At 68.3% G+C, this 12,076-nt stretch carries 12 protein-coding genes; 2 read left to right on the top strand and 10 right to left on the bottom strand.

Features of this window, described 5'->3' with window-relative positions; translation table 11 throughout:
* Positions 1-6 precede the first annotated feature (6 nt).
* The 10 genes from QO033_RS08845 to QO033_RS08800 form a co-directional block, all read right to left on the bottom strand.
* On the bottom strand, positions 7-1,284 hold the full coding sequence (locus tag QO033_RS08845; RefSeq protein ID WP_284480597.1) for a flavin-dependent oxidoreductase: 1,278 nt from the start codon (positions 1,282-1,284) through the stop codon (positions 7-9).
* Positions 1,285-1,341: 57 nt separating this feature from the next.
* Entirely contained in the window at positions 1,342-1,884 is a 543-nt protein-coding gene (idi, locus tag QO033_RS08840) for an isopentenyl-diphosphate Delta-isomerase (protein ID WP_284480596.1), read from the bottom strand.
* A gap of 197 nt (positions 1,885-2,081) precedes the next feature.
* Positions 2,082-2,546 carry a c-type cytochrome gene (locus QO033_RS08835; RefSeq protein ID WP_284480595.1) on the bottom strand — a complete coding sequence of 155 codons (465 nt, stop codon included), beginning with the start codon at positions 2,544-2,546 and terminating at the stop codon, positions 2,082-2,084.
* A gap of 131 nt (positions 2,547-2,677) precedes the next feature.
* A complete protein-coding gene (locus QO033_RS08830) occupies positions 2,678-3,718 on the bottom strand; it encodes a P1 family peptidase (RefSeq protein ID WP_284480594.1) in 1,041 nt (346 codons plus the stop codon).
* Positions 3,719-3,910: 192 nt separating this feature from the next.
* Positions 3,911-4,657 (bottom strand): SDR family oxidoreductase, encoded by a 747-nt coding sequence (locus QO033_RS08825; RefSeq protein ID WP_284480593.1) that lies wholly within the window; start codon positions 4,655-4,657, stop codon positions 3,911-3,913.
* A 75-nt stretch (positions 4,658-4,732) separates the two neighbouring features.
* Complete coding sequence (gene arfB, locus QO033_RS08820; RefSeq protein WP_284480592.1) at positions 4,733-5,152, bottom strand: alternative ribosome rescue aminoacyl-tRNA hydrolase ArfB; 420 nt, start codon at positions 5,150-5,152, stop codon at positions 4,733-4,735.
* Between the two features lie 267 nt (positions 5,153-5,419).
* A complete protein-coding gene (locus tag QO033_RS08815; protein WP_284480591.1) occupies positions 5,420-6,049 on the bottom strand; it encodes a queuosine precursor transporter in 630 nt (209 codons plus the stop codon).
* Between the two features lie 195 nt (positions 6,050-6,244).
* Positions 6,245-7,135: an esterase-like activity of phytase family protein gene (locus QO033_RS08810; protein WP_284480590.1), complete on the bottom strand. Its 891-nt coding sequence runs from the start codon at positions 7,133-7,135 to the stop codon at positions 6,245-6,247.
* The gene (gene mepA, locus QO033_RS08805; RefSeq protein WP_284480730.1) at positions 7,108-7,914 is read right to left on the bottom strand and encodes a penicillin-insensitive murein endopeptidase; all 807 of its coding nucleotides are present in this window, start codon (positions 7,912-7,914) and stop codon (positions 7,108-7,110) included. The genes QO033_RS08810 and mepA overlap by 28 nt, the downstream gene beginning before the upstream one ends.
* A 71-nt stretch (positions 7,915-7,985) precedes the next feature.
* Positions 7,986-9,323 carry an MFS transporter gene (locus QO033_RS08800; protein WP_284480589.1) on the bottom strand — a complete coding sequence of 446 codons (1,338 nt, stop codon included), beginning with the start codon at positions 9,321-9,323 and terminating at the stop codon, positions 7,986-7,988.
* Between the two features lie 181 nt (positions 9,324-9,504).
* On the opposite strand from QO033_RS08800, the gene QO033_RS08795 reads away from it, so the two are divergent.
* Positions 9,505-9,792: a YggT family protein gene (locus QO033_RS08795; protein ID WP_284480588.1), complete on the top strand. Its 288-nt coding sequence runs from the start codon at positions 9,505-9,507 to the stop codon at positions 9,790-9,792.
* 215 nt (positions 9,793-10,007) lie between these two features.
* Complete coding sequence (gene recQ, locus QO033_RS08790; protein ID WP_284480587.1) at positions 10,008-12,050, top strand: DNA helicase RecQ; 2,043 nt, start codon at positions 10,008-10,010, stop codon at positions 12,048-12,050.
* The last annotated feature ends 26 nt before the right edge of the window (positions 12,051-12,076 follow it).

Raw genomic sequence — 12,076 nt, 5'->3', positions numbered from 1 at the left:
CTGGGGTCAGTCTGCCGCGGCGGACAGCGGCTGCCGTGCCGCCTCCGGGATGATCGGCGGTTTCGCGTTCAGCGCTTCGACCGAGAATCCGGCGATGGATTTGAACCGTGCCGCATGGGCGGCGAGGTCTTCCATCGGGATTACGTCTTCGATCCGTTCGAAATCGCCACCGCATCGATCCTCGATCCATTGCAACACCGCATCCGGCCCGCCGCCGGCCCGGTTGGCCAGACCCACTGCGGTGGTCAGCGGTCTCATCTCGGCCTCATAGGCCTGCAAGGCGGCGACACTAGGCCCGTGCTCCAGCAGCTTGGCGCCGATCACCCGCGCGTCGATGATCGCCTGGCTGGCACCGTTGGAGCCGACCGGATAGGTCGGATGCGCGGCATCCCCCATCAGGGTGACGCGGCCCTCGGTCCAGCGCGGCAGCGGGTCGCGGTCCACCATCGGGTATTCGAAGACCTCCGCCGCGCCGGTGATCAGCGCCGGCAGGTCGATCCAGCCGAACCGCCAGTCTTCGAAATCCGGCAGGAATTCGGCGATGCGGGCGGCCCGGTTCCAATCCTCGCGCCGCCAGTCGCCGCTGGGGTCGAAGCGTTTTTCGGCGATCCAGTTCATCGTCACCAGCCCGGTTTCGGGATCGGCGGCGCTGATCGGATAGGCCACCGCCCGCAGGCTGTCGTGGCCGATCATCACCATGGCGCCGCCGCCCTTGAAATTCGGTGCCTGGGTGGTGGCGCGCCACAGGATACGGCCATCCCAGATCGGCGCACCCTCGGCGGGATACATCTGCGCGCGCAGAGCCGAATGGATGCCATCGGCGGCAATGATCAGATCGCCCGCGACCCGGCTGCCATCGGCGAGGATCAGCACGGCGCCATCCTCGCCGGTCTCGAACCCGGTGGCACGGGCACCGGTGACCACCGCCTCTGACCCGGCGCGGGCAATCACGGCGTGATAGAGCATCATCTGCAGGGCGCCGCGATGGACCGAAAACTGCGGCCAGGCATAGCCGGCGCGCTGGCCCCGGGGTTCCTCCCAGATGGTATGGCCCAGCTTGGAATAGAAGCCCAGCTGCCGCGTGCGCACCCCGATGGCGTCCAGCTCCGCCTCCAGCCCCAGATCGAACAGCTCGCGCACCGCATTGGGCTGCAGGTTGATCCCCACCCCCAGCGGCCGGATTTGCGCTGCGGATTCATAGATGCGGAACGGCAGGCCGATCTGGTGCAGGGTCAGCCCCAGAGAGAGCCCGGCGATACCGGCCCCGGCGATCAGAATGGTCATGCAAACTCCTCCCGTAGCTGGCGGGAAGAAAGCAGGCCGGGCGGCCGGGCGCAAGGCTCAGCGTTGCATCGACCGGCCCAGTCCGGGGCCGAAGATGCGATCGGCATGGTTGTTGAGATAGATGCGCAGCCAGGGGGTGAACCGCTGCGGATGGCGGGTCAGCTCCGCCCGCAGGTCGTGATAGTCGATCCAGCGGGTCGCCATCACCTCCTCCGGGTCGGGGGTGATGCGGATGTCGCGATGCACCGGGGCGACGAAGACATCGACCTCTTCATGTTCGACCATGCCGTTGCCGACCTCGGCGCGGTATTCCAGGTGGTGGCGGAACTCCGGGTAGATGCCGGTCAGCCCCAGTTCCTCCTGCAGACGGCGCACGGCGCAATGGCTCGGCTCCTCGTCCCAGAAGGGATGGGTGCAGCAGGTGTTCGTCCACAGTCCCGGGGTGTGATATTTCCCCAGCGCGCGCCGCTGCAGCAGGATGTCCGACTCGCGCAGCACGAAGACCGACACCGCCTTGTGCCGCAGCCCCTGCCGATGCACGGCGAGCTTGTCGGCCGGTTGCAGCCGGCCATCGATCCAGGCGGGGATCTGCGGCGTCATCCGCGGCGCTCCTGCATCAGGCAGATGGGCCGGAGCGGCGGGCGCATCGGGCGGTGTGAGGTCATCTCGGCCTCAGGGTATCTGGGAAAACGATCGGGTGCAGGCATCTTTCGAAGGTAGGCGGCAGGCTGCGGGCGGACAACCATGCGAATGGCCGCAGCCGGAAAGGCCACGGCCCGCAGCGCTGCGGGGCAGGCTTATTCGCTGGCCTTTTCCTCATCGGCGCCCTCATCGCCGGCCGCGTCTTCGGCGGGGGCCGCAGAGAAGGTGGCGAGATAGGCGTAGATGTCTTCGGCGCCCTTCGGCAGCTTGAAGCTCATGTTCGACTTGGCCTTCTTGTCCTCCAGGTGGTGCTGCAGGAACTTGCGCGGGTCCTTCAGGTATTCCTGAAGCGCCTCTTCGTCCCAGACCAGACCGGCTTCGCCGGCGGCGATCAGGTCCTTACCATAGCGGAAGTCGGGATAGGTCCCGGCCTGGCGTCCGACCACGCCGAAAAGGTTCGGGCCGGTACGGCCGCCCTTGACGATGGTTTCGCCGCTGTCCGAGACGATCGAATGGCAGGCCTTGCACTTGTTGAATAGCTTCTCGCCCTTGGCGGCGTCTTCGGCCAGGGCGGGGGCGGCGATCATGGCGAGTGCGGCGGCAGCGATCAGGGGTTTCATGGCGTCCTCCTCTTGGGTTTGGCTGGACCCAAATAGGTAGATCGCGGCACGCGAAGTCAATTGCTAGATTGTCTCAGCGGCAGGGGGGAGGATGGGGGTGAGGCCCTGCGGCCTCAGCCCCCGGGGCAGGGTCAGGCGTCGGCGCCGGCGGTTTCCGACCAGCAGGGCAGCAGATCGCCGGAGGCCGGGGTGGCGGCATGGGCCGCCCGCGCGATGGCCCGCGACAGGCAGATCGCGGCGGCATGGCCGATCACCATCATGTCGCGTTCGGGCTGCGCCAGGGCCCGGTCGCCGGTTGTCATGGCAAAGACCAGATCGCCGTCGCCGGGGGCATGGGCCGGCACGCAGGCCCGGCCGATGCCGTCATGGGCGGCTGTCGCCATGCGCTGGCATTGCGCCTTGGTCAGGGCGGCGTCGGTGGCGACGATGGCGATGGTGGTATTGGCGCGGTCCTGACGCAGCGGCCGGCCCTCGTTGGCGGCCATCATCGCGTCGAACTTGCGGCTGCCCAGATCGCGGCCCAGCCCGGCTGCGGGGTCCGGGCCCAGGCCGCCGAATTCGCCGTCGATCTCATAGGGGGCGGCCCAGAAATGCCGGTCGCCCGGGGTGGTGACCGACCCCATCGGATTGGCCGCGACCAGCGCGCCGACGGTGGTGCCGTCGTCCAGCACCAGCGAGGCGGAGCCGAGCCCGCCCTTGATATTGGCAGTCAGCGCCCCGGTGCCGGCGCCTTCGCTGCCGAGCGCGAAATCCTCGGAGAGATTGGCGAAAGCCGCCCGCCCCAGCGCGCGATACGGGTTGTCCTGCCAGTCCTTGGCGCCGCCGTTCAGCAGATCGAAGATGATCGCCCCGGGCACCAGCGGGATCAGCGCGGTGCCCAGCCTGAGCCCGCGGCCGGCCTCGCGCAGCGCATCCATCACCCCCGAACAGGCGTCGAGCCCATAGGCCGATCCGCCCGAGAGCACCAGCGCATGTACTTCGGTATTGGTCTTGTCGGGGGCGAGTAGGTCGGTTTCCCGGGTGCCGGGGGCGCCGCCCATCACGTTGACCGAGGCGGTGAAGGGCCGGTCCGCACTGAGCACGGTGGTGCCGGATTTCACCCGGTCGTCGCGGGCGTTGCCGACCTGCAGGCCGGGAACATCGGTGATCAGGTTGCGGGGGCCTGGGATCATGGGAAACTCCGGGGTCAGATCGGTCGCCGCCCCCTGGTGGGGGCGAGGGCATGGGCGCGCGCGCCGGGTGCGCGCGGAGCCGATTTGCGCGCCTTCGGCGCATTGTCATCATTTGCGCGCCAAAGGCGCGCGGGGCGCCTCCGGCGGGAGTATTTCGGCAGAGAAGAAGCCGGTGGCCTCTGGGACCCTGCCTCAGATGCAGCGGCCGCCGTCGACTTCCATGGCGACGCCGGTGATCATGCTGGCTTCCTCCGAGCAGAGGAAAGCGGCGGCGTTGCCCATGTCCTCGGGGGTGGAGAAGCGGCCGATCGGGATGGTTGAGAGGAACTTGCTGCGCATTTCGGGGGTGTCCTCGCCCATGAAGGAGGAGAGCAGCGGGGTTTCGCCGGCCACCGGGTTGATGGCGTTGACGCGGATGCCCTTGGGTGCCAGCTCCACCGCCATCGAGCGGGTCGCGGTGATCATCCAGCCCTTGGAGCTGTTGTACCAGCTGAGGTTGGGGCGCGGCGACACGCCGGCGGTGGAGGCGACGTTGAGGATTGCCCCGGTGCCGCGGGATTTCATATGCGGCACCAGCGCCCGGGCGGTCAGGTAGACCGACTTCATGTTGACGTTGAAGACGCGGTCGAAATCGGCTTCGGAGATCTCGTCGAGCGGGGTCGGCAGATGGGTGACCCCGGCGTTGTTGACCAGGATGTCGACCTGACCGAAGGCGGCCAGCGCGGCCTCGGCCATGGCATTGACCGACTGGGCGTCGGAAACATCGACGGTCTGGGCGACGGTGGCGGCGCCGATCTCGGTGGCCATCGCCTCAGCGGCGGCGCCGTTGATGTCGGCGATCATTACCCGGGCGCCTTCGGCAACGAATTTCCGCACGATGCCGGCGCCGAATCCCGATGCGCCACCGGTGACGATGGCGGTTTTTCCCTCAAGTCTCATGGCTGTAGTTCCTTCAGTCCGGAGTTTGCGCGGACATTAGGGCGCGTCGCGAGGGGGTACAAGGTGGCGGCCCCGCTATTCCTCGTCGACGCGGCCGCGCAGCGCCTTGACGGTGCCGCGCGCCTTCTTCGCGTCGAGCCGCCGGCGCACCGATCCCTTGGTGGGGCGGGTGGCGATCCGGCGCTTCGGGGCGACCAGCGCCTTGCGGATCAGCTCGGCCAGCCGCTCGCGGGCGATCTCGCGGTTGCGGGCCTGGCTGCGGGTTTCGTCGCATTGCAGCACGATGGCGCCCTCGGTGGTCCAGCGCCGGCCGGCCAGCCGTTTCAGCCGTGCCTTGACCGCCGGGGAGAGAGCGGGAGACCGGGCGGCCTCGAACCGCAGCTCCACCGCGGTGGCGACCTTGTTCACATTTTGCCCGCCGGGCCCGGAGGCACGGATGAACTGTTCGGTCAGCTCCCAGTCGGCAAGGGCGATATCGTCGGTGATGCGCAGCATGGTGGCAGCGTAGCGGGTTCTGCGGCCACGAAAAAGGGCCGCCCGTGCGGGAGGCCCTTTCGAAAGCTCTCGGAGGTGGGGCCGGTTAGATCATCGGCCGATCCACGCAGGCGGACTGTCCGTCCAGGGTTGCCTTAACGGGCAGCCTCCTGCGTTGTCCCGACACCTCGCTCCAATACCTTTCTCGACACTGGATCACCTCCTTTGCATAGCTGTTACCGTTATCATCAGCGTGGCACGGAGGCCGTATTTCGCCAAATAAAATCGTCACGCGGCGCCGCGGCGGGCGAGCATTTGCGCAACGATCAGGCGGAACGGCAGCAGCGCCACCAGCGCGAGACCCAGTTTGACCAGCCAGTCGGCGGTCCCGAGCGACACCCAGAGCGGCACCATCGGCCCGGCGCCCAGGAGCGGCAGCGTTTCATTGGCCCAGCCGACATCGTTGGCGGGGTCGATCCAGATCAGCTGCGCCGAGAAGGCGATGGAGAAGAACAGCACCGTATCGGCGGCGGAGCCAACCAGGGTGGAGGCGAGCGGCGCGCGCCACCATTTGCCGGCGCGCAGGGCGGAGAAGATCGCCACGTCCAGCATCTGCGCCACCAGGAAGGCGGTGCCGGAGGCCAGCGCCACCCGCAGCGTGACCAGCGGGCCGAAGTCGCCGGCAATCTGGGTGCCGATCAGCGAGCAGATCACGCCGACGACGAAGCCGGCGAAGACCACCCGGCGGGCAGAGGCGGCGCCGTAGACGCGGTTCATCACATCGGTGACCAGGAAGGCGAAGGGATAGGTGAAGGCGCCCCAGGTTAGCCATTGGCCGAACAGGAACTGCACCAGGATGTTGGAGGCCACCACGATGGCGGCCATGGCAAGAATGCCGGGAATATGGGATCGGTTCATGTCTGATGCCCGTTTTGACAAGGTTGCGGCGACTTGTCCCGCCGTGGTTGCGGCGGGCAGGGGTGCTTAGCCGGTTGCAGCGGCCGGCGCAAGCCTGCGCGGTCGCGTGGGCTGGGAGAGGCCGCTGCCCGGCCTGCCTCCGCGGGGATACTTGCGGCCAGAAAAATCCCTGGGTGCGCGGGCTTGGTTGGGCGGTCAGTCGGGCAGCAGGTAATCGACCAGTTCGGTGCGTTGCAGCCGCAGGAAATTGTCGTCCGACACCAGCGTGGCGCGCAGCCGCCCGGCGTTGTCGCGCCAGATCGCGACGCCTTCGAGGTTGTCGTGGCGGCCGGCGGCGGTGGTGAGCAGGGTTTCCTCTCGCACCGGCTGGTCGTTTTCCAGGGTCCAGCGCCGCAGCCGGCTGCGGAAGCCCAGCAGCGTCACCGCCCGTTCCAGTACGTAGAGCCGCCCCTCGGGGTCGAAATCGGCCCCCACCGGCAGGAAGCGGCCCCGCGGCGGCAGGGTGAAGGCGATGTGCCAGTCTTGTCCGTCGCGGCGGTAGACCGGGATTTGCCCCCGGGCGTCGGGGGCGTTTTCCGGCAGGGTGTAGAGCCGTCCTGCGCCGTCCATCGCCAGCGCCTCGAGCGAGCGGTTGCGGGGCGGGTCGCCGAAGGTGCGGGGATCGTTCAGCACCCGCGCCGGGGCGCCGGGGCGGGCATAGCGGGCGACGCGGTCGATATCCTCGAAGGAGATATAGATCTGCCCGTCCGGCCCGGTGGCCAGTCCTTCGGAATCGGCGGCCTGCCCCTTCAGCCGCTGGCCGGTGCTGGCGCGCAGTGGCCACTGCCCGGTGAGCTCGGCGCCTACCACCCGACCGTCGGCGTCGCGGGTCAGGTCGGCGGTGATCAGCCGGGCCCGGTCGCTCAACAGCGTGGCGCGGTGCCCGTCGGCGGAGAGTTCGATTCCCGACAGGCCGCCGAACCAGGGCGCGTCCTCCTGCCAGGTGTAGCTGGAGAGGTATTCCGCCGCGCCGCTGCCGGTGCCGTCGCCGGCATCGCAGCCGGCGCAGAGCAGCAGGGTTATCGCGATTGCAGGACCGAGACGCATTGCTTGGGCAGATTGGCCAGAACGTATTCGCGCCGTTTCTTCGGCGGTGGCGCATTGGGGTCGGGCGGCGGCGGGTTGAGGATGTTGTTCACCCATTGTTGCGCATCGGCGCAGCCGTCCCCGGGCGGCGGCGGGGTCTGGTCGACGCAACCGCGGGCGCCGCGGGGGCAGTTCAGCCGGACATGGAAATGGTAGTGATGTCCCCACCACGGCCGGATCTTGCGCAGCCAGCGGCGATCGCCGGTTTCATCCTTGCACATCTGCACCTTGGCGCCGGGAAAGACGAAAATCCGCGCCACGCGGGGGTCCTCGGCGGCGGCGCGCAGCAGCGCATGGTGCTGCGGTGTCCAGTTGCTGTTGACATAGGCGCCGTTGGCCCGCCGCATCGAGATCGAGGAGATCTTTTCCCGGGCAGACCGGCTCAGGTTCAGCCGGTCGGGTGGCAGCATCCAGATATCGGCGTCGAGGCCGATCTGGTGGCTGGCATGGCCGGAGGTCATCGGGCCGCCGCGCGGTTGGCTCAGATCACCGACATAGAGCCCCTTCCAGCCGGGCAGGGTGGCGGCGAAGCGGCTCAGATCCTCGATGAAGGCAACGGTTTCGGGCTGCGCCCAGTTGCGGTTCCGGCTCAGCCGCATGGCCTGCCATGTCGGGCCCGTTTCCGGCAATTGCGCGCCGCCGGCCATGCAGCCCTTGGCATAGCTGCCATAGGGCGCCGGGCGTTGCTGCGATGGCGCGGATTTGGCCCCGAACAGCTGTTTCGCCAGCGGTTCCGCCATCGCCCGGGGGGCTGCCACAAACGCAAGGGTGCACAGGCCCAGCAGCAGGCAGATCCAGGCGAGAGGGCGGGTCATGGGGCGGCGTCTCCTTCGGATTTGACCCAGCGTAGCAGGATCAGGCCCAGCAGGAAAAGCACGATGAGCGGGGAAACGCCGGTCTGCTGGCTGCCGCTGATCAGGGTGACCGTTCCGATGGCGAGGGGCGCGATGAAGGAGGTCGCCTTGCCGGCCAGGGCATAGAGACCGAAGGATTCCGTCATCCGCTCGGGGTCGGCCTGGCGGACCATCATGGTGCGGCTGGCCGACTGGATCACCCCGCCGGCGGCGCCGATCACCGCGCCGAAGACATAGAAGACGATATCGGGCAGGGCGGAGCCCGCGGGCACCGACAGGCCCAGCACCCGGGTCGGGCCGACGAAGACGATGCCCACCGCCACCGCCCCCAGCAGCAGGATGCAGGCGGTGATCACCGGTTTCGGGCCGAACCGCTGATCGGCACGGCCGCCGATCCAGGCGAAGAGTGCGCCGGAGATGATCGCCAGGATGCCGAAGATACCGGTATCGACCACGGTCCAGTCCAGCACCCCGGCGGCGTAGATGCCGCCGAAGACATACATCCCGTTCAGCGCGTCGCGGTAGAACATCGAGGAGGCGAGATAGGCGAAGAGCGACGGGCGCGCCGGCAGGGTGCGCAGCGTCTGACCGACATCGCGCAGCGCCTGTCCGACCGACCCGCGGCGGCCGGCGGCCGGCACCGGATCGCGCACCCAGAGAAAGAAGGGGATCATGAAGACCGCGTACCAGATCGCGGTGAGCGGCCCGACGAAGCGGGTGCCCTCACGCAGCTCGGGGTTCAGCCCGAGCGCCGGGTCCAGCCCGAAGAAGGTCTTTCCGGTGGTGGCGCTTTCGGCGAAGAACCCCAGCATGATGACCAGCGACAACAGGCCGCCGACATAGCCGAAGGCCCAGCCGTTGCCGGAGATGCGGCCGATCTCCTCGCGGCTGCCCAGATCCGGCAGCATTGAATTGGTGAAGATGGTGGCGAATTCCATGCCGATCATGCCGACGGCGAAGAACAGCAGCGTCAGGATCAGGTTGAAATCGCCCGGCGCCGCCTGCCACAGCCCGGCCGCCCCGACCACGTAGAGCGCCGAAAACCCCCAGATCCAGCGCAGCCGGTTGCCGGAGAGATCGGCCATCGCCCCCAGCACCGGGGCAAGGATGGCGATGACGATCCCCGCCGCGCCGATGCCGAAGCCCCAGGCCGATTGCGCCCGACTGCCGTCGCCGATCAGCTCCTTGACGTAGGGTGCGAAGATGAAGGTGATCAGCAGCGTGTTATAGGGCTGGCTGGCCCAGTCGAAGAAGAACCAGCCCCAGATGCGCCGCTTGGTGGAAATGCCTGCCATCTCTGTCCCCGCCATTTTGCTCCGGTATGACCGGGGAACGGGGCCGCTGGCAAGCGCGGTTGCGCGTGGGGGCGGCTTTTGTCATGGGATTGTCGTGCTTTGTCCGCAGCAGGGCGCAGCGGGCCTTGCCCTTTTGCGGCCCGGCCCTTACCTCAGGGGTCGGTTGAAAAGGGAAGAGCCGATGCAGTCGCTGTTTCAAATCCTGATGCTGATCCTGAGTATCGCGCAGTTCTTCGTCATCGCGCATGTGATCATGAGCTGGCTGATCAACTTTCAGGTGCTGAATCCCCGGCAGCAGTTGGTGTCGCAGATCTGGTATGGGCTGAACCGCGTTCTCGAACCGATCTATGGCCCGATCCGCCGTCTGCTGCCGCCGATGGGCGGGCTCGATCTGGCGCCGCTGGTGGCGCTGCTGGGGATCTATGTGATCGAGATCGTCCTGCGCAACAACATGGCCGTCTTCTACTGAGCCTGCCGCATCACCCTGACTGACGGCGAGCTGTCGTCCTGAGCCTGCGCCCGTGGCGGGCTGCGGGCGCCTCCGGCGGGAGTATTTGGGCAGAGAAGAAGGGGCGCGGCGGCGCAGTGTCACGGCCGCGCGGCCGGGCGCGCGCCTGCCCTTGTCCCGTGAGTCGCGCTGTGGGACAGTAGGGGTCCTGAGCAGATCTTCCCCAGAGGCCCCAAATGACCGCCCCCCTCACGCTGTTGCGCGATGTCTTCGGATTCGATGCCTTCCGTCCCGGTCAGGAAGAGATCGTCGAAGCCGTCACCAGCGGGGAGAACGTTCTGGCGATCATGCCGACGGGGGGGGGCAAATCGCTGTGTTTCCAGTTGCCGGCGCTGTTGCGGGACGGGGTCACGGTGGTGATCTCGCCGCTGATTGCGCTGATGCGGGATCAGGTGCGCGGGCTGCAGGAGGCGGGCGTCGAGGCCGGGGCGCTGACCTCCGGCAACACCCAGGAGGAGACCGATGCGGTCTGGGCGGCGCTGGAGGCGGGGCGGCTGAAGCTTCTCTACATGGCGCCGGAGCGGCTGGCCTCGGGTGGGACGCTGGGCATGCTGCAGCGCGCCGGTGTCGGGCTGATCGCGGTGGACGAGGCGCATTGCGTCAGCCAGTGGGGTCACGATTTCCGCCCCGATTACCTGCGGATCGGCGATCTGCGCCGGACGCTCGGCGTGCCACTGGCGGCCTTTACCGCCACGGCGGATGCGGAAACCCAGGACGAGATTGTTCAGAAGCTGTTCGACGGCGGCGATCCGCGCCGGTTTCTGCGCGGCTTCGATCGGCCGAACATCCACCTGGCCTTTGCTGCCAAGGACGGGCCGCGACGCCAGATCCTGGAGTTCGCGGCGGCGCGGCGGGGCCGCTCCGGCATCGTCTATTGCGGCACGCGGGCCAAGACCGAGGCTCTGGCGCAGGCTTTGGCGGAGGATGGTCACAGCGCCTGTTTCTATCACGGCGGCATGGAGGCCGAGGATCGCCGCGCGGTCGAGACGCGTTTCGCCCGCGAGGACGGGCTGATCGTGGTGGCCACCGTCGCCTTCGGCATGGGGATCGACAAGCCCGACATCCGCTGGGTGGCGCATGCCGACCTGCCGAAGAGCATCGAGGCCTATTATCAGGAGATCGGCCGCGCCGGCCGCGACGGCGCGCCGGCGGAGACGATGACGCTCTATGGCCCCGACGACATCCGCCTGCGGCGGGCGCAGATCGACGAAGGCCTGGCGCCGCCGGAGCGCCGCGCCGCCGATCATGCCCGGCTGAACGCCCTTCTGGGGCTGGCGGAGGCGCTGGGCTGCCGGCGGCAGGCCTTGCTGGCCTATTTCGGCGAGCAGTCCGAACCCTGCGGCAATTGCGATCTCTGCGAGACGCCGCCGGAGCTGTTCGACGCCACCACGCCGGTGCGCATGGCACTGTCGGCGATCCTGCGGACCGAGGAATGGTTCGGCACCGGCCATCTGACCGACATCCTGATCGGCAATATGACCGACCGCATCCGCGACCGCGGCCATGACCGGCTGCCGACCTACGGGGTCGGCAAGGAGTGGGACAAGCGGCAATGGGGGGCGATCTTCCGGCAGATGATGGGTCGCGATCTGGTTCGGCCGGATCCGGAACGGCACGGCGCGCTGAGGATGACTGACGCGGCGTTGCCGATCCTGCGCGGCGAGGCCGGCATTACGCTGCGCCGCGACGTGCTGCGCCGCGCCGCCGATCGGCGCCCGGCGGTCAAGGCGCTGGTGTCGGAGGAGGACGCGCCGCTGCTGTCGGCGCTGAAGGCCAAGCGGCGGGCGCTGGCCGAGGCGGCCAAGGTGCCGGCCTATGTGATTTTTCCCGACCGCACCCTGATCGAGATGGCGGAACGCCGACCCGCCGATCTGGACCAGATGGCGCGGGTCAGCGGTGTCGGCGCCAAGAAGCTGGAGCGCTATGGCGCCGACTTCCTCGCGGTGATCAACGGCGGGGTGGAGGATACCCATCCGGCGCGACGCAAGCTGGCGGGGCGCGGCGCCGGCAGCCTCTATGACCGGTTGCTGGAGGTTCAGGCGGGCCTGACCCGCGGCAGCGAGGGCACCGACAAGCCGATGAGCTGCTCGGCCTCGGAACTGGCGAAGCTGGCGCAGCTGCGACCCAGCGATCAGGGCGCCCTGGTGCGACTTCTTGGCGAGCGGCGGGCGGATCGTTTCGGCGCCGCCTTTCTGGACGTTCTGCGAGAGGCGCCCTAGATCGGGGGAGACACGAGGATAGTGGG

The organism is Pseudodonghicola flavimaris (genome assembly GCF_030164425.1).
Lineage (GTDB): Bacteria > Pseudomonadota > Alphaproteobacteria > Rhodobacterales > Rhodobacteraceae > Pseudodonghicola > Pseudodonghicola flavimaris.
This window is presented reverse-complemented; position numbering and strand designations above follow the sequence as displayed.

Coding starts and splice junctions, on each gene's coding strand:
- QO033_RS08810 (WP_284480590.1), bottom strand. CDS start 7,135: ATGCGTCTCGGTCCTGCAATCGCGATAACCCTGCTGCTCTGCGCCGGC.
- QO033_RS08830 (WP_284480594.1), bottom strand. CDS start 3,718: ATGATCCCAGGCCCCCGCAACCTGATCACCGATGTTCCCGGCCTGCAG.
- recQ (WP_284480587.1), top strand. CDS start 10,008: ATGACCGCCCCCCTCACGCTGTTGCGCGATGTCTTCGGATTCGATGCC.
- QO033_RS08815 (WP_284480591.1), bottom strand. CDS start 6,049: ATGAACCGATCCCATATTCCCGGCATTCTTGCCATGGCCGCCATCGTG.
- QO033_RS08825 (WP_284480593.1), bottom strand. CDS start 4,657: ATGAGACTTGAGGGAAAAACCGCCATCGTCACCGGTGGCGCATCGGGA.
- QO033_RS08795 (WP_284480588.1), top strand. CDS start 9,505: ATGCAGTCGCTGTTTCAAATCCTGATGCTGATCCTGAGTATCGCGCAG.
- QO033_RS08800 (WP_284480589.1), bottom strand. CDS start 9,323: ATGGCAGGCATTTCCACCAAGCGGCGCATCTGGGGCTGGTTCTTCTTC.
- QO033_RS08835 (WP_284480595.1), bottom strand. CDS start 2,546: ATGAAACCCCTGATCGCTGCCGCCGCACTCGCCATGATCGCCGCCCCC.
- arfB (WP_284480592.1), bottom strand. CDS start 5,152: ATGCTGCGCATCACCGACGATATCGCCCTTGCCGACTGGGAGCTGACC.
- QO033_RS08845 (WP_284480597.1), bottom strand. CDS start 1,284: ATGACCATTCTGATCGCCGGGGCCGGTATCGCCGGGCTCTCTCTGGGG.
- mepA (WP_284480730.1), bottom strand. CDS start 7,914: ATGGCGGAACCGCTGGCGAAACAGCTGTTCGGGGCCAAATCCGCGCCA.
- idi (WP_284480596.1), bottom strand. CDS start 1,884: ATGACGCCGCAGATCCCCGCCTGGATCGATGGCCGGCTGCAACCGGCC.